The sequence below is a fragment of the Formosa sediminum genome, from assembly GCF_007197735.1.
GTDB classification, from domain to species: Bacteria; Bacteroidota; Bacteroidia; order Flavobacteriales; family Flavobacteriaceae; genus Formosa; species Formosa sediminum.
Genome location: NZ_CP041637.1, coordinates 368,694 through 383,922 on the forward strand (window position 1 = coordinate 368,694; position 15,229 = coordinate 383,922).

The 15,229-nt window shown below is 33.7% G+C and carries 16 protein-coding genes; 9 read left to right on the forward strand and 7 right to left on the reverse strand.

What is annotated here, in order from left to right; translation table 11 throughout:
* Positions 1 to 130: 130 nt before the first annotated feature.
* From FNB79_RS01735 to FNB79_RS01745, 3 genes are read right to left on the reverse strand one after another with little or no spacing between them, the layout of a single operon-like run.
* Positions 131 to 538, reverse strand: coding sequence for a hypothetical protein (locus FNB79_RS01735; RefSeq protein ID WP_143379656.1), 408 nt, complete (start codon positions 536 to 538; stop codon positions 131 to 133).
* Positions 539 to 572: 34 nt separating this feature from the next.
* Positions 573 to 797 (reverse strand): VF530 family protein, encoded by a 225-nt coding sequence (locus tag FNB79_RS01740; RefSeq protein WP_143379657.1) that lies wholly within the window; start codon positions 795 to 797, stop codon positions 573 to 575.
* Positions 798 to 800: 3 nt separating this feature from the next.
* Positions 801 to 2,090: a DEAD/DEAH box helicase gene (locus tag FNB79_RS01745; protein WP_143379658.1), complete on the reverse strand. Its 1,290-nt coding sequence runs from the start codon at positions 2,088 to 2,090 to the stop codon at positions 801 to 803.
* 327 nt (positions 2,091 to 2,417) lie between these two features.
* Here FNB79_RS01745 and hemN point away from each other — a divergent pair, with 327 nt between their 5' ends.
* The 7 genes from hemN (at position 2,418) to FNB79_RS01775 (ending at position 8,649) form a co-directional block, all read left to right on the forward strand.
* Complete coding sequence (hemN, locus tag FNB79_RS01750; RefSeq protein ID WP_143379659.1) at positions 2,418 to 3,779, forward strand: oxygen-independent coproporphyrinogen III oxidase; 1,362 nt, start codon at positions 2,418 to 2,420, stop codon at positions 3,777 to 3,779.
* A gap of 55 nt (positions 3,780 to 3,834) precedes the next feature.
* Positions 3,835 to 4,002 (forward strand): hypothetical protein, encoded by a 168-nt coding sequence (locus tag FNB79_RS17145; RefSeq protein WP_185967827.1) that lies wholly within the window; start codon positions 3,835 to 3,837, stop codon positions 4,000 to 4,002.
* Between the two features lie 163 nt (positions 4,003 to 4,165).
* Positions 4,166 to 4,708 (forward strand): lipocalin family protein, encoded by a 543-nt coding sequence (locus tag FNB79_RS01755; protein WP_143379660.1) that lies wholly within the window; start codon positions 4,166 to 4,168, stop codon positions 4,706 to 4,708.
* Between the two features lie 124 nt (positions 4,709 to 4,832).
* The gene (gene aqpZ, locus FNB79_RS01760) at positions 4,833 to 5,540 is read left to right on the forward strand and encodes an aquaporin Z (RefSeq protein WP_262711367.1); all 708 of its coding nucleotides are present in this window, start codon (positions 4,833 to 4,835) and stop codon (positions 5,538 to 5,540) included.
* Positions 5,541 to 5,645: 105 nt separating this feature from the next.
* A complete protein-coding gene (locus FNB79_RS01765) occupies positions 5,646 to 6,188 on the forward strand; it encodes a pyridoxamine 5'-phosphate oxidase family protein (RefSeq protein ID WP_143379662.1) in 543 nt (180 codons plus the stop codon).
* A 1-nt stretch (position 6,189) separates the two neighbouring features.
* Complete coding sequence (locus FNB79_RS01770; RefSeq protein WP_143379663.1) at positions 6,190 to 7,443, forward strand: ATP-binding cassette domain-containing protein; 1,254 nt, start codon at positions 6,190 to 6,192, stop codon at positions 7,441 to 7,443.
* Between the two features lie 12 nt (positions 7,444 to 7,455).
* Positions 7,456 to 8,649: an MFS transporter gene (locus FNB79_RS01775; protein WP_143379664.1), complete on the forward strand. Its 1,194-nt coding sequence runs from the start codon at positions 7,456 to 7,458 to the stop codon at positions 8,647 to 8,649.
* Between the two features lie 3 nt (positions 8,650 to 8,652).
* Here FNB79_RS01775 and FNB79_RS01780 read toward each other — a convergent pair whose 3' ends face one another.
* The 3 genes from FNB79_RS01780 to FNB79_RS01790 form a co-directional block, all read right to left on the reverse strand.
* A complete protein-coding gene (locus tag FNB79_RS01780) occupies positions 8,653 to 9,498 on the reverse strand; it encodes a 2OG-Fe(II) oxygenase (protein ID WP_185967828.1) in 846 nt (281 codons plus the stop codon).
* 33 nt (positions 9,499 to 9,531) lie between these two features.
* Positions 9,532 to 10,434 carry a KPN_02809 family neutral zinc metallopeptidase gene (gene ypfJ, locus FNB79_RS01785; RefSeq protein ID WP_143379665.1) on the reverse strand — a complete coding sequence of 301 codons (903 nt, stop codon included), beginning with the start codon at positions 10,432 to 10,434 and terminating at the stop codon, positions 9,532 to 9,534.
* A 114-nt stretch (positions 10,435 to 10,548) separates the two neighbouring features.
* The gene (locus FNB79_RS01790) at positions 10,549 to 11,136 is read right to left on the reverse strand and encodes an acetate uptake transporter (RefSeq protein WP_143379666.1); all 588 of its coding nucleotides are present in this window, start codon (positions 11,134 to 11,136) and stop codon (positions 10,549 to 10,551) included.
* Between the two features lie 190 nt (positions 11,137 to 11,326).
* Here FNB79_RS01790 and FNB79_RS01795 point away from each other — a divergent pair, with 190 nt between their 5' ends.
* Positions 11,327 to 12,088, forward strand: coding sequence for an NAD(P)-binding domain-containing protein (locus FNB79_RS01795; protein ID WP_143379667.1), 762 nt, complete (start codon positions 11,327 to 11,329; stop codon positions 12,086 to 12,088).
* 29 nt (positions 12,089 to 12,117) lie between these two features.
* Complete coding sequence (locus FNB79_RS01800; protein WP_143379668.1) at positions 12,118 to 13,110, forward strand: DUF1028 domain-containing protein; 993 nt, start codon at positions 12,118 to 12,120, stop codon at positions 13,108 to 13,110.
* Between the two features lie 77 nt (positions 13,111 to 13,187).
* On the opposite strand, the gene FNB79_RS01805 is transcribed toward FNB79_RS01800, so the two are convergent.
* Entirely contained in the window at positions 13,188 to 15,161 is a 1,974-nt protein-coding gene (locus FNB79_RS01805; RefSeq protein WP_143379669.1) for a protein-disulfide reductase DsbD family protein, read from the reverse strand.
* Between the last annotated feature and the right edge of the window lie 68 nt (positions 15,162 to 15,229).

The window sequence follows — 15,229 nt, forward strand, 5'->3', positions numbered from 1 at the left end:
TGCAAAGTTACAACCTTGGTTTATTTATTTCGCTTTTACTTACAGAATACTTTGCTTTCTCTCTAATTTAAATAAAAAAAGCGACTAAGACTATGCCTTAATCGCTTTTAAAATATAATTTTCTGTAAGATTACATCCCTATTAAACTCATAGCTTGTTTTAAAAGATCTGGATTACTAGTAATATAACTCATCACTTTACTTGTTAACTCTGGGTTATTCATAGCATATTCTAATATTTTTGCTTTGGTACCAGAACCTGATAAGTAATCGGTAATTTGAGATTTAGTATCTGAACTCGTAGTTAAATAGTCAGTAACTTGAGTACTTAATGTAGAATCTGGATCTGAAACAATAGCATCCTTCACTTTTGCTTGAGCTTCTGGGCTATTCATAAGATAAGATTTCATTTGATCTACTCCCATGTCAGACATTGATGTTGATGCGTCTGATGAAGTTGATGCTGCTTTTGTTGAATCACAGCTATAAAACGTTGTAACACTTAAGGCTAATGCCAATACTAATACTGATTTTTTCATAATTATTGGTTTGAATTGATTATTTGTAAAAATACTAATTCTTTTTAGATATCATCTTTAAATACATCTGTTCTACTTTAGTTCGTGCCCAAGGTGTACGACGTAAAAATTTCAAGCTCGATTTAATAGATGGATCTTGAGTAAAACATTTAATATTAATAGTATACCCCATATACTCCCAACCGTAATGCGCTTCCAGATCTATTAACATCTGTTCAAGTTTCACACCATGTAATGGATTATTTGGCTGACTACTCATAATTTAAGATCTTCTAGCACGCGATTTATTACCTGAACCAGAGGCGTTACTTTTATTAGAGTTTCTATTTCCTGATTTAGGTCTAGCTCCCGATCCTTTAGAATTTCGGTTAGATCTAGATCGCCCTTGTCCTTGCTTAATTGGAGCTGTAGAAGCATTTGGATCTGGCTCAAAACCTTCAATAATTTCTACAGGTAAAGTCATACCTATTAATTTTTGAATATCCTTCAAAAAAGTCGTTTCGTCTGCACTCACTAAAGATATCGCTTCTCCGCTTGCTCCTGCTCTACCCGTTCTACCAATGCGGTGTACATAATCTTCAGAAATATTAGGTATTTCGTAATTTATAACATGTGGTAACAATGGGATATCTAATCCTCTTGCGGCTATATCTGTAGCAACCATTACACGAATAGTACCATCTTTAAAACCCGTTAAAGCTTTTGTTCTTGCTCCTTGACTTTTATTTCCGTGTATTGCTGCTGCAGTAATACCAGAAGAAATTAATTTTTTAGTCAGGTTGTTTGCGCCATGTTTTGTTCTTGTAAATACTAAAACTTGTTGCCAGTTTCCTTCAGAAATTAATTTTATGACCAAACCTGTTTTTTTGCCTTTCGCAACCCGAAACACTTTTTGCTGAATAACCTCAACAGTAGTGTTTTCTGGAGTTGCTTCTACAGCAACAGGATAGGTTAAAATACCGTTTGCTAATTTTTTAATCTCTTTAGAAAACGTAGCAGAAAACATTAAATTCTGACGCTTTTTAGGGATTAACTTTATTATACGTTCTATATCTCTTACAAACCCCATGTCTAACATACGGTCTGCTTCGTCTAAAACAAAAATTTCTACACTAGATAACGATAATATATTTTGATTGCATAAATCTAACAAACGTCCTGGCGTTGCTACTAAAACATCTACACCGCGTTTAAGCTGTGCAGCTTGCGGACGTTGATTTACGCCTCCAAAAATTACAGCCGATCTTAAATCTAAAAATTCGCTATATTCTTTAACATTTTCAAAAATTTGTGCCGCCAACTCTCGTGTTGGCGTAAGTATTAAAGCTCTCACAGGACGGTGTCTTTTGGTTACACCTTCGCTTAAAATTTGTAATAATGGTAACGTAAAACCCGCGGTTTTACCTGTACCTGTTTGTGCCGATGCCAATACATCCTTCCCTTCTAATATGGGTGGAATTGCTTTTTCTTGTATTGGAGATGGCGTGTCGTATCCTTTTTTATTGATTGCTTTCAATAAGGCTTCAGATAGGCCTAGTGAATTAAATGACATACATTAGTATTGAAGAAAATGATATCCTATTTTTATTGATATCATTCTTTATGAAGTTGCAAAAGTACGTTTAATTTTTTACGAATAGCATCATTTTAAGAATACTTACTAAATTAGCCCTAAAAACACCTTCCTTAACTACCTAATTATTAGTTTGTTTTAAACTCAAATCTTACATCTTTCAGAATTTAAAAACAAACATTTATGTATTATTTATACAGTACAATATTTATAAAAGACTTAAACAACAGCTAAATAAATTGTATTTTTGCAAAACTTTTATCTGCTACAGAACAGCATCTGTTCTTCGGTTAAAATTTATACATAATGCATCATTTAATTCAAAAATATAACATTCCAGGACCTCGCTATACTAGCTACCCAACTGTACCATATTGGGACAAACATGGTGTTTCTTTAGAAGATTGGAGTACTACAATTAAAACTGCTTTTAGAGAATCTAATACTACAGAAGGAATAAGTCTATATATACACCTTCCTTTTTGCGAAAGTTTATGCACCTTTTGTGCCTGTAATAAGCGCATTACCAAGCAACATAGCGTTGAAGAACCTTACATAGATATGGTTTTAAAAGAATGGTCTATGTACTGTAATATTCTTGAAGAGACGCCAAACATTAAAGAAATACATTTAGGAGGTGGCACTCCAACTTTTTTTTCTTCTGAAAATTTATCAAAACTTATACGTGGAATTTTTAAAACCGCGAATAAAGCAGAAGACTTTGAATTTAGTTACGAAGGCCATCCTAATTTCACCTCTACAGAACAACTTCAAGTTTTATTCGATTTAGGATTTACACGTAACAGTTTTGGAATTCAAGATTACGACCCTAAAGTACAAAAAGCCATTCACCGTATACAATCTTTTGATGACGTAAAACGAGTAACCAAAGATTCTCGTGCCATTGGTTACGACTCTGTTAGTCACGATTTAATTTTTGGATTGCCTTTTCAGACCGAATCTAGTATACGAGAAACCATTAAAAAGACAGTCGAATTAAAACCCGACCGTATCGCCTACTACAGTTATGCACATGTACCTTGGATTAAAGGAAACGGACAACGCGGATTTAAAGACTCAGATTTACCACAGGATAACGAAAAACGTGCGCTATACGAATTAGGGAAACAACTCTTTTTTGAGGCTGGTTATGTAGAAATTGGTATGGATCATTTTGCATTACCTACAGATAGCATGTATCTCGCTATGAAAAATAAAAGTCTACACCGTAATTTTATGGGCTATACGTCTGGAAAAACAAAACTCATGCTTGGTTTAGGTGTATCGTCTATTAGTGACTCCTGGTACAGTTTTGCTCAAAACGAGAAAACAATAGACGCTTATTATGCACGCTTAGAAGCTAATGAATTACCTATTATTAAAGGCCACTTACTGACAGCACAAGATTTAATAGTGAGACAACACATCCTTAATATTATGTGTAATCTTGAAACGTCATGGAAAAACCCAAATATGCAATTACAAGCATTACCTGAAATTTTATCGCATTTAAAAGAGATGGAAGATGATGGTATTCTAGATATTTATGAAAACCATTTAGTGGTAAAAGAAGAAGGACGTCTGTTTATTAGAAATATTTGTATGGCCTTCGATTTAAAACTGCATGAAAGTAAACCGGAAACTAAACTGTTTTCAATGACCATTTAACCTCATACTGTTTCAAAAAAAATTTTAACTTACTTTTTTTTTAAATAGTAAATACATGAAAACGAAAATAACTTTTATTCTAGGCATATTAAGTATCAGCACAGGAATCTTCTTACATTATTGTCTTCAAAATGATGCATTCGATTTCTTTAAAGGTATTGCCTTTGGAAGTGGTATTGGTTTATTATTAACTGGACCTTTTCTTAAAAAGAAGCAAGCTTAAATACAATTATACTTATATCACTCACTATAAAATCTAAAGTATTTTGTCAACTCTAGTGTATTCATTTCAATCAAAAAAACATGTAATACCATCCTCATTATTGCCTTACAATTAATAAAATTACAGTTCATAAATACATGTTCAATATTTTAAATATCATATAATGAAACATACAAAATATATTATACCTGCTCTACTCATTTTAGTAACCGGAATTGTATTTACATCTTGCGCAACAATTCCTAAAAACGCAGAAGCTGTTAGCCCTTTTAACAAAGAAAAATACTTAGGAAAGTGGTATGAAATCGCACGATTAGATTTTAAATTTGAAAAAGACCTAAATAATACTACGGCTAATTATTCTATAAATCCAGACAACAACACTATTAAAGTGGTAAATCGAGGTTATAATTATGTAAAACAAGAGTGGACGGAAGTTGAGGGAAAAGCAAAATTTTTAGATAGCGACAACATCGCAAAACTTAAAGTCTCGTTTTTTGGTCCATTTTATTCTGGTTATAATGTTATTGCTTTGGCCGATGATTATAAATACGCCTTGGTAGCTGGTAAAAATTTAGATTATTTATGGATTTTATCACGAAAACCTACAATTCCAGAAACTGTAAAAGAAGAATTTTTACAAAAAGCAAAAGATATTGGATATAATACTAGTGACTTAATTTGGGTGGAACACACTAAGTCTTAAGCATTAAGACATTCAAATCTTAAATTTTTCTTAAATTATTTATAAAGTTTTCGGATATTTATTGCGTTAAAATTAAATGGTGACATTACTTAAACCTTTAAACATCATCATTTATTAACAACTAATCAATAAAACCAACTTTATGAAAAAATTAGTAGCAGAATTTATAGGCACCATGTGGCTTGTATTAGGCGGTTGTGGGAGCGCAGTATTGGCTGCAGGATACCCAGAATTAGGTATTGGATTTGTAGGCGTTTCTATGGCGTTTGGTCTAACTGTATTAACAATGGCCTATGCCATAGGACACATTTCAGGCTGTCATTTAAACCCAGCAGTAACTATCGGACTCACTGTAGGTGGACGCTTTGATAAAAAAGACGTCGTACCATACATTATTGCACAAGTACTTGGTGGTATTTTAGGCGCAGGAATATTATACGCCATTGCTTCTGGAAAAGCAGGATTTGAATTAGGCGGTTTCGCTGCCAACGGTTACGGAGAACATTCTCCAGATGGTTACAACATGATGTCTGCTTTGGTGACCGAAGTTGTTATGACCTTTATGTTTTTAATAATTATTCTAGGCGCAACACATTCTAAAGCTTCGGCAGGATTTGGTGGATTAGCTATAGGTTTAGGGTTAACACTTATACATTTAATAAGTATTCCGGTAACAAACACATCTGTAAATCCTGCAAGAAGTACTAGTCAGGCCATATTTGTAGGCGATTGGGCGCTTAGTCAATTATGGTTATTTTGGGTTGCGCCAATTGTAGGTGCTATTATTGCTGGCGTAGTTTACAAGTTTTTATCACCAGAAACAAAACTATAAATTTAATTTTTTATATAAAAAAACATCTACTTTTTAACTTATGCTTAGTAAGTTAAAAAGTAGATGTTTTTATTTTTATACCTTTCTTTCTTAAAAACAGATATTATGGGTAAAAAAACAGATCATATTGCACCTCGCATAGAAGCATTTATAAAACAACAACATCTCTTTTTTGTTGGTACAGCGGCTAACGAAGGCCGTGTTAATGTCTCGCCTAAAGGAACAGATAGTTTTAGAGTGATTAACAAAAATAAAATTGTGTGGCTAAATTTAACCGGAAGTGGTAATGAAACGGCAGCACACCTTTTACAACATAACCGTATGACTATTATGTTTTGTGCTTTTGAAGGCAAGCCGCTTATTTTAAGACTTTATGGTTCTGCTTGTATTTTCCACCCTAGAGATGAAGAATTTCAGCAGTATAGCAGCTTGTTTCCAGATGCTATTGGTTCTAGACAAATTATTGAAATGGATGTCGATTTAGTGCAAACCTCTTGCGGTTTTGGAGTTCCATTTATGGATTACAAATCGGAACGAACATTATTAAACGATTGGGCAAACCAAAAAGGGCAAGATGGTATAGAGCAATACTGGTTAGATAAAAACACCAAAAGTATAGACGGGTTTGAAACAGAAATAAGCAAGTAATATGAAACACATACACCTTGCAATTCATTATTTTAAAACACATACACCCGAATTAACTATACAACACATTCAAGACTCTGAACACCCGCTATTATCTGGGTTTAAAGCTAAAACAGCGACATTCTTATCAAATACCACTTTAGAAAAGTTTGTTCAAGCTGAATTATTACACGACGACTATACGTTAACGAAAGATTCTAAACGTAAACTTTTATCGCTTTCTAGTGGAGAGCGCAGAATTTTATTATTTGATTATTTACTAAAGAATGACCCTGAGTTTTTAGTGATTGTCAATCCGTTTGATTCTTTAGATGTCAAAAATGTGGCGCGTTTACAAAAACGATTAACCACACTTTCAAAACACATCCCAATCATTCAGTTTTTTAGTCGAACTAGCGACATTATGCCCTATGTGCAATATATTCTGAAACTAGAAGATAATCAATGCCATTTGCAACCTATTTCAGACTTTTTAAACTCAGAATCATATCATACTGCATTAAATCTCACCCAAGCTTTACCTAAACCTTTACCTGAAGCTAAAAAGCATTTACCACACAAATTAATAGAATTAAAGAAAGTAAAAGTCTCTTATAACGACAAACCCATTTTAAATAATATTAGCTGGACGATAAAGCAAGGGGATTTTTGGGAACTAAAGGGTGAAAACGGCACGGGAAAATCAACCTTAGTGACTATGATGATTGGAGACAATCCTAAAGCATATGGCCAAGATGTAATTTTATTTGGAAAAAAGAGAGGCACAGGAGAAACTGTTTGGGACATAAAACAAAATATTGGGTATTTTACGCCTAGTATGATGCATTTATTTAACGGACAGCATTCCGCTTTAAATATGGTAATTTCAGGTCTAAAAGATAGTATAGGTTTGTATAAAACACCAACAGATTTAGAACTCCTTTTAGCTAAAGAATGGTTGCAGCTTATAGGATTAAACACCATTACAAACACAACCTATTACAACTTATCTGAAACCAATAAACGATTAATTTTAATTTGTAGAGCCATGATTAAACATCCGCCATTACTCATTCTAGATGAACCCACTGTTGGTTTAGATGATAAAGGTGCGAGTATGTTTATTAATTTGGTTCAAAAAATTTCTAAAGACAGTAATACTGCCATAATTTATGTGTCTCACAAAACAGAAGCAGAGCTAAAACCTGATTTCATTTTTCAGTTAGAACGTTCGGAGGCTGGCTCTTACGGAACTGTTATAACACCAACCGATTAGACAAACATGTAAATGACGAATATACAACACGCCGCAACCCAACAGATTCCGAAAAAGATTCTATCGCTAATTATAATCTCTCAATTTTGTTGCACGTCGCTTTGGTTTGCTGGAAATGGCGTGATGGACGACATTATAAAAGTCTATCAATTACATCCTTCAGTATTAAGTTTTCTTACATCTGCTGTTCAATTTGGGTTTATTATCGGGACTTTTGTGTTTGCATTGTTTACTATTGCAGACAGGTATGCCCCTTCTAAAGTATTTATGGTGAGCGCCCTATTGGCCGCTATATTTAATCTTGGAATTGTAATAAAAGGGCAGTCGCTTTCATATCTACTTATTTTACGGTTTTTTACCGGTTTTTTTCTTGCTGGCATTTATCCTGTTGGTATGAAAATAGCTGCAGATTATTATAATAAGGGCTTAGGTAAAGCTCTTGGTTTTTTAGTTGGGGCATTAGTTTTAGGCACTGCATTTCCGCACTTATTAAGTAATATTACAGAGCATTTACCGTGGGAAACAGTGATCTATGCAACATCTATACTTTCTGTATTTGGTGGACTTATCATTTTTGGCCTTGTTCCGGATGGTCCTTTTAGAGCAGCAAGTACAACCGTTGATTTTTCTGTATTTACCACACTTTTTAAAAACCCAAATTTAAGAGCTGCTGCTTACGGCTATTTTGGACATATGTGGGAACTCTACGCCTTTTGGGCATTTACCCCAATTATGATTAAAACATACAACAACTTGCACCCTCAAGCCTCATTAAATATTGCACTATACTCTTTTATTATAATTGGCATGGGTGGTTTAGGCTGTATTATTAGTGGTTGGATATCTTCAATTAAAGGCGTAAAACCATCAGCATCTTTTATTCTATTTGTGTCTATGCTTTTCTGCTTATTGTCTCCGTTAAGTTTTTACACAAATTCAAGTGCAATTTTTATTTGTTATATGATATTCTGGGGTATGTTTGTTGTTGCCGATTCTCCATTATTTTCAACATTAGTGGCATACAACACAGCGTCTCATACTAAAGGAAGCGCTCTTACTATTGTTAACTGTATAGGATATGCCATAACTATAGTTAGCATTCAAACTCTTGGTTTTTTACAAACCATTTCTAATCCCATTTTTATTTACATGGCATTAGCAATAGGTCCACTTTTTGGATTAATCGCTCTAAAACGGAACCGTTAAAACTTATGAATTTGTATTATTGTCTTTCTTATAGACATGCGGATTTTCAACAATACCTTTTTTAAATATTTTTCTAATATTCATTCTTAAAAACGAATCCAACTTTAATACTTGATTTGTAATTAATTGTTCTGGTCGTCCTCTAAATGTAGTTACATGAAACGTATCTGTGTGTTGTAATGGACTGTTAGAAAAGTAATAATTAGAAATGCATTGTCTTGAAGCATTTGCAATAACCGGACTTACAGAATGCCACGATGTTTTATGTGTTGCCATAACAACAAGTCTATTACATTTAGAGTGCACTACTGTTTGATGAGATTCTAGACCATTTGGCCAAAGTTCTAAATGTCCGCCATTTTCATCTTTCCAATTTGGAGACACATAATATAATATATTTAGAACACGCCATCTGTTGCGGTCTTTATCATGAGAATTATCTAAATGCGGATTTAAAAACTGCCCTTTTTTCATGGCTGAAAGTCCTCCTGCATATAGGTTTTCATCTGGGTATAAATCGTTAATTCCGCATATATCACTAATAAGTTTCACTATAGATGGATCTTGAAACGCATAAATAGCATCTTCTAAAATAGGATGATATTTATCCATTTGAGCAGCTACATGTTTATTTTCCCTTAAGCTCTTCTTTAGTACCATTTCTTCATGAGATGGAAAGTGACTATGTAATGCTTCCACCATATAATCAGGCAAAACATCATCTAAATAAAAAAAACCTATGCCTTCTTTTGAAGCTTCATACTGATGTTTTAAAGATGACTGTTCTGCTCTTAATCTAGTAAGTATGTATCTTGATAAGTTTGTTTTATCTATGGTTTCTTTATTCATTTGTTATACAATTTATATAGCTATGGATTTATTTTAAAGTGGATTAGCATTAAAGGTATCACCTTGAGAAATATCTCCAGTTTCAAATCCTTTTTTAAACCAACGCATACGTTGTGCCGATGTCCCGTGAGTAAATGAGTCTGGTACCACACGACCGGTAGCTTGTTTTTGCAAACGGTCGTCGCCTATCGCGTTTGCAGCGTTCAGAGCTTCTTCTAAATCACCACTTTCCATCATTTGCGTCATAGCTTGTGAATGATGTGCCCAAACTCCGGCTAAAAAATCTGCTTGCAGCTCGACGCGAACAGAGAACTTATTATATTCAACTTCACTTAACTGCCCTCTTAATTGTTGCATTTTATCAGAAATTCCCGTAATTTTTTGAATATGATGCCCTACTTCATGCGCGATAACATAAGCTTGAGCGAAATCTCCAGGAGCATTCATTTGGCGTTCCATATCATCAAAGAAACTAAGATCTAAATACAATTGTTCATCTCCTGGACAGTAAAAAGGTCCCGTAGAACTTGATGCGGCACCACATGCAGAATTTACAGAGCCTGTAAATAAAACTAAAGTAGGTTCGCGATAATTAGTGAGTAATTTATTCCAAACGTCTTCAGTACTCGCCAAAATAGTCTTACTAAATTCTGCTAATTCTTCATCTTTAGCAGTGGCTTGATAATTTGAACTTTCAGTTTGTATTTGTCCACCACCTAAAACACCACTTACTAAATTTAATGGATTATAGCCGGTAACTACAGAAAACGCTACCACAATCCCTACAACTATTAATCCCTTTTTAGAGAATAACATTTTCACTAAAGGAATTAATAACATGGGACTGATCCCTCCAAAACCTCCTCCTGTACTTGGTCCGCTTTGTCCTCTTCGATCGTCTACGTTAGAGCTTTGTCTTCTTCCTTGCCATTTCATAATGCATTATTGGTTGGTTAGTTAATTTCTAATCAAATGTAATCTACTCTGTCTAAAAGTACAATTTTATTTGGCTAACAAATGATTAAACAGTGTGATCCATAAAAAAAATAACTACTGATTTACAGGCCCTAAAGGCATAACAACACGCCCATAAACTTCATTAAGTAAAGTCCCCACACCTGCATATATAGCTGAAGCTCCACAAATAATTCCTTCTATACCTGTAATTGTTTTAAGAGTGGTATTTTCTGTATAATCGCTTAAAGCTAATAAGAAAAATAAGAGTGCCAGACTCCCAAAAACAAATTGTAACGCTTTATTTATTTTTAATGTACCAATAAAAAACAACGAAGTAAAAATGCCCCACATTATAAGATAGGCAACCATTGCCCCAACAGTTGGCCCTTCGAAAATTCCCATCTTAGGCATTAAAATAATACCCACAAGACTTAGCCAGAAAAATCCATAAGAGATAAATGCCGTCATTCCAAAACTGTTATTCTTTTTTGATTCTAATATACCTGCTATAATTTGTGCAGTACCACCATAAAATATACCCATAGCCAGAATCATAGAATTCATATCATAAAACCCTGCATTATGAAGATTTAATAATACCGTTGTCATTCCAAACGCTAGAAGCCCTAAAGGCCCTGGGTTTGCAGAATTGTCTTTAATTGTTAGTGTAGTTTGTTCCATTTATTTTAATTTGTTAACTGTTATTCTATATGTTTATAAGTTTTTAATATGCATAAATTCTCTAATTATCAAAAACTTATAATTTACCACTAATTAAAAGCAAAAAATTAAAATAACATTAAAAAATTACGGAATTTACATTGGTATCACTATATATTTTTAATTACACATAATATTTCAAACCATTTATATGCAAACTATTAGTATTTTAGGATGTGGTTGGCTAGGCTTACCTTTAGCAACAACATTAATAAACAAGAACTTTAATGTTAAAGGCTCTACAACTCAGACAAATAAATTACCTATTCTAAAAGCAGCAGGCATAGTACCATATATTGTAAACATTGAGTCTAAATCAATACCGACTGATTTTTTAAACTCAGACATTCTAATACTATTGATTACATCTAAAAACAGAGATGCTTTTCAACAATTTATAAAACAAATTGAGACTTCTACAATTAAAAAAGTAATATTTATAAGCTCTACTTCTGTATATCCAAATTCTAATACAGAAGTTACGGAAACTAGCGAAACTAATCAAAGCCCTTTAGTAGCTATTGAATCTTTATTTACACAAAATAACACTTTTAAAACTACAGTAATACGTTTTGGAGGCTTATTTGGCTACCAAAGAAAGCCTGGTAATTTTATACGCGCTCATAACATAATTCCTAATCCGGAAGGTTATATTAACCTGATTCATCAAGACGATTGTATTGGTATTTTAATCTCTATTATTGAAAAAGATATTTGGAACGAAACATTTAATGCTTGTGCAAATTCGCATCCAAAACGTGCTGCTTTTTATACTAAAGAAATGGCTAAAGTTGGTCGATTACACCCTGTTTTAGATCCAGATTCTGATAACGTATATAAGATTGTAAGTCCAGAAAAACTTATATCGGCAATAGGTTATACATTTAAATATTCTAATTTAATGGATTATTAATACTCTAAAATCAATTCACTTTTAATACTATGAACACAAACACCGTTAAAACTGTATTTATAATTGCCGTATTATGCTTTACTCAATTTACTAATGCACAAGTTTATAAAGATCAATTCGCACATACTTTCTCTATTGTTGCCAGAGATGTTAAAACAGGCGAAATGGCCGTTGGCGTACAAAGTCACTGGTTTAATGTAGGAAGCATAGTCGCTTGGGGTAAATCTGGGGTTGGTGTTGTAGCCACGCAATCTTTTGTAAATCCTGCTTATGGACCTAACGGAATAGAACTGATGGAACACGGAACTTCTGCCACAGCTGCTTTAAAAACACTTGTTGAAAAAGATGAAGGTCGAGATTTTAGACAAGTAGCGATGTTAGATGTTAACGGCAATGTAGATGCATTTACAGGTGCAAATTGTGTAGAATCTGCACATCAAATTATAGGCGATAATTTTTCTGTTCAAGCCAATATGATGTTAAATGACAAAGTCGTACCTGCTATGGAACAGGCTTTTAAAACCAATAGCAATTTGCCTTTAGCAGAACGTATTGTAAAAGTTTTGCAAGCAGCACAAGATGCTGGTGGTGATATACGCGGGAGACAATCGGCTGCATTAATTGTTGTTGGTCCAGAATTAACAGCCCAAGCTTGGCAAGACAAATTAGTTGAATTAAATGTAGAAGATAGTGAAGCTCCTTTAGTAGAATTGGAGCGATTACTTAAAGTGCATAATGCTTATAATTTTATGAACGAAGGCGACCTTGCTGTAGAACATGGAGATATGAAAAAAGCTATGGAAGCTTATGGTACAGCACAAAATATGTTTCCGGAAAATTTAGAAATGAAATATTGGACCGCGATTGCCATGGCAAATTCAGGGCAATTACGTGATGCTTTACCTATTTTTAAGGCTATTTTTGAAAAAGATAACAACTGGAGAATAATGACAAAACGTTTACCAAAATCTGGTTTATTATCCGTGTCTAAATCTGAACTAGATCGGATATTAAAACTTTAATTTAAACCTAAAAAAAAAGCCTCCATTATAATAAATAATGAAGGCTTTCTTTCTTTAAATAAACTCTATAAGAAATTCTATTTTTTGAAATTCTGAACTCCTTTTTCTAACCAATCTTGATAAAGTTTTGCATCTGGTAGATATGCAACAGGTTCTACCAATTGCTCCTCTTCATGATCGATAATAACATAAAATGGTTGTGAATTAGCTTTATATCTTATAGTTTGCATCTCACTCCATTTTTGTCCAATGTATTTTAATGTCTTTCCTGGTTTTAATTGAGAGGCTACAACTTCATCATCTTCCAACGGACGTTTATCATCTACATATAAAGAAATTAAAACCACATCGTTTTTTAAAATGTTTAAAACTCCTGGTTCTGGCCAAACATTTTGTTCCATCTTTCTACAATTCACACAAGCCCATCCTGTAAAATCTAACATTATGGGTTTACCTACTTGTTTAGCATAAGCCACACCTTTATCGTAATCATTAAAAGCCAAAATATCATGAGGTGCTAACAAATGAGCGCCATCTGGCAAATCGGTTTGTGTTGCTGCACTTAGAGCATTTCCTCCAAGTTTAGAGTATCCAACTCCATAAGGTGATTCACTATATTCTAACGGTGGAGGGAACGCACTAATTATATTTAACGGTGCTCCCCAAAGTCCAGGTATCATATAAATTGTAAAAGACAACACAATAAGTCCTAAACTTAATCGTCCAACAGAAATATGAGGTAAAGGCGAATCGTGAGGTAATTGTATCTTTCCAAACAAATAAAATGCTAAAGCTCCAAAAATAGCGATCCAAATAGCAATAAACACCTCACGTTCTAAAATATGTAATTGCAATACTAAATCTGCTTGTGACAGAAATTTAAAAGCTAAAGCCAATTCTAAAAAACCTAAAACAACTTTTACCGTATTTAGCCAGCCTCCAGATTTTGGCAAAGAGTTTAACCAACCCGGAAATGCTGCAAATAAAGCAAAAGGCAGAGCTATCGCTAAAGAAAAGCCAAACATTCCAATAATTGGGGCTGCACCTCCTTTTGAAGCAGATTCGACTAAAAGCGTTCCAACAATAGGCCCCGTACAAGAAAATGAGACTATGGCTAATGCTAACGCCATAAAGAAAATGCCTATTAACCCACCACGATCGGCTTGAGAGTCAACTTTATTTGCCCAAGAATTTGGTAAAACAATTTCGAAAGCGCCTAAAAACGATATAGCAAACACCACAAGTAATACAAAGAAAATAACGTTAAACCATACGTTGGTAGCCAATGCGTTTAAAGCACTAGCACCAAAGATTCCCGTAACCGCGGTACCTAACAACACATAAATTACAATAATACTTATTCCGTAAATAATAGCGTTTCTAATTCCGGCTGCTTTACTTTTACTTTGTTTGGTAAAAAAGCTCACCGTCATAGGAATCATAGGAAATACGCATGGCGTTAATAACGCTGCAAAACCCGATAAGAAAGCAACAAAGAAAATAGACCATAACCCCTTATTTGAAGCTGCCTCCTCTGTTTTCTCTATTTGTTGTTCTGAAATTTCTTTAGTTTTGTTAGTAGTATCTGCTGTTAATACGGCATTAGCGTTTAAAACAAATTCTAGTTCAACTTCTGTAGGTGGCATACATTGGGTGTCATCACACACCATATATTCAACAAAACCGTTAATAGTATTAATTTCTGAAGTAACAGTAATTAATTGTACAAATTGAGTTTGACCTTCAAAAAACTTAATATCCATTTCAAACACAGGATCAAATACAGTATGTCCTTCACCTTCGGTAGTATTACCTTCTAACGTAAAAGTATTTTCTGAATTATCATAAATAAAAGTGGTTGGAATCGGGCCATTTTCTGGTACATATTGAGAATATAAATGCCAACTTGTTTCAATATTAGCTGTGGTAATTAATTTATATTCTGTATCCGAAACTTTTTCAACAGAAGTAGACCACTTTACCGGATCTAATATCTGAGAAAATGCAGATAAAGTTAATGTAAATAAAAGGGCAAAAAGAATATGCTTCATAGGTACTTTAAAGTAATTTGGTATTGATTTATAATTGTATTCCGTTTTTTTCAGCGTCCTGCAAATAT

What these genes read in the sequence shown, in the direction of transcription:
- FNB79_RS01735 (WP_143379656.1), bottom strand. Translation starts at nt 538, where the DNA reads ATGAAAAAATCAGTATTAGTATTGGCATTAGCCTTAAGTGTTACAACG.
- FNB79_RS01740 (WP_143379657.1), bottom strand. Translation starts at nt 797, where the DNA reads ATGAGTAGTCAGCCAAATAATCCATTACATGGTGTGAAACTTGAACAG.
- FNB79_RS01745 (WP_143379658.1), bottom strand. Translation starts at nt 2,090, where the DNA reads ATGTCATTTAATTCACTAGGCCTATCTGAAGCCTTATTGAAAGCAATC.
- hemN (WP_143379659.1), top strand. Translation starts at nt 2,418, where the DNA reads ATGCATCATTTAATTCAAAAATATAACATTCCAGGACCTCGCTATACT.
- FNB79_RS17145 (WP_185967827.1), top strand. Translation starts at nt 3,835, where the DNA reads ATGAAAACGAAAATAACTTTTATTCTAGGCATATTAAGTATCAGCACA.
- FNB79_RS01755 (WP_143379660.1), top strand. Translation starts at nt 4,166, where the DNA reads ATGAAACATACAAAATATATTATACCTGCTCTACTCATTTTAGTAACC.
- FNB79_RS01765 (WP_143379662.1), top strand. Translation starts at nt 5,646, where the DNA reads ATGGGTAAAAAAACAGATCATATTGCACCTCGCATAGAAGCATTTATA.
- FNB79_RS01770 (WP_143379663.1), top strand. Translation starts at nt 6,190, where the DNA reads ATGAAACACATACACCTTGCAATTCATTATTTTAAAACACATACACCC.
- FNB79_RS01775 (WP_143379664.1), top strand. Translation starts at nt 7,456, where the DNA reads ATGACGAATATACAACACGCCGCAACCCAACAGATTCCGAAAAAGATT.
- FNB79_RS01780 (WP_185967828.1), bottom strand. Translation starts at nt 9,498, where the DNA reads ATGAATAAAGAAACCATAGATAAAACAAACTTATCAAGATACATACTT.
- ypfJ (WP_143379665.1), bottom strand. Translation starts at nt 10,434, where the DNA reads ATGAAATGGCAAGGAAGAAGACAAAGCTCTAACGTAGACGATCGAAGA.
- FNB79_RS01790 (WP_143379666.1), bottom strand. Translation starts at nt 11,136, where the DNA reads ATGGAACAAACTACACTAACAATTAAAGACAATTCTGCAAACCCAGGG.
- FNB79_RS01795 (WP_143379667.1), top strand. Translation starts at nt 11,327, where the DNA reads ATGCAAACTATTAGTATTTTAGGATGTGGTTGGCTAGGCTTACCTTTA.
- FNB79_RS01800 (WP_143379668.1), top strand. Translation starts at nt 12,118, where the DNA reads ATGAACACAAACACCGTTAAAACTGTATTTATAATTGCCGTATTATGC.
- FNB79_RS01805 (WP_143379669.1), bottom strand. Translation starts at nt 15,161, where the DNA reads ATGAAGCATATTCTTTTTGCCCTTTTATTTACATTAACTTTATCTGCA.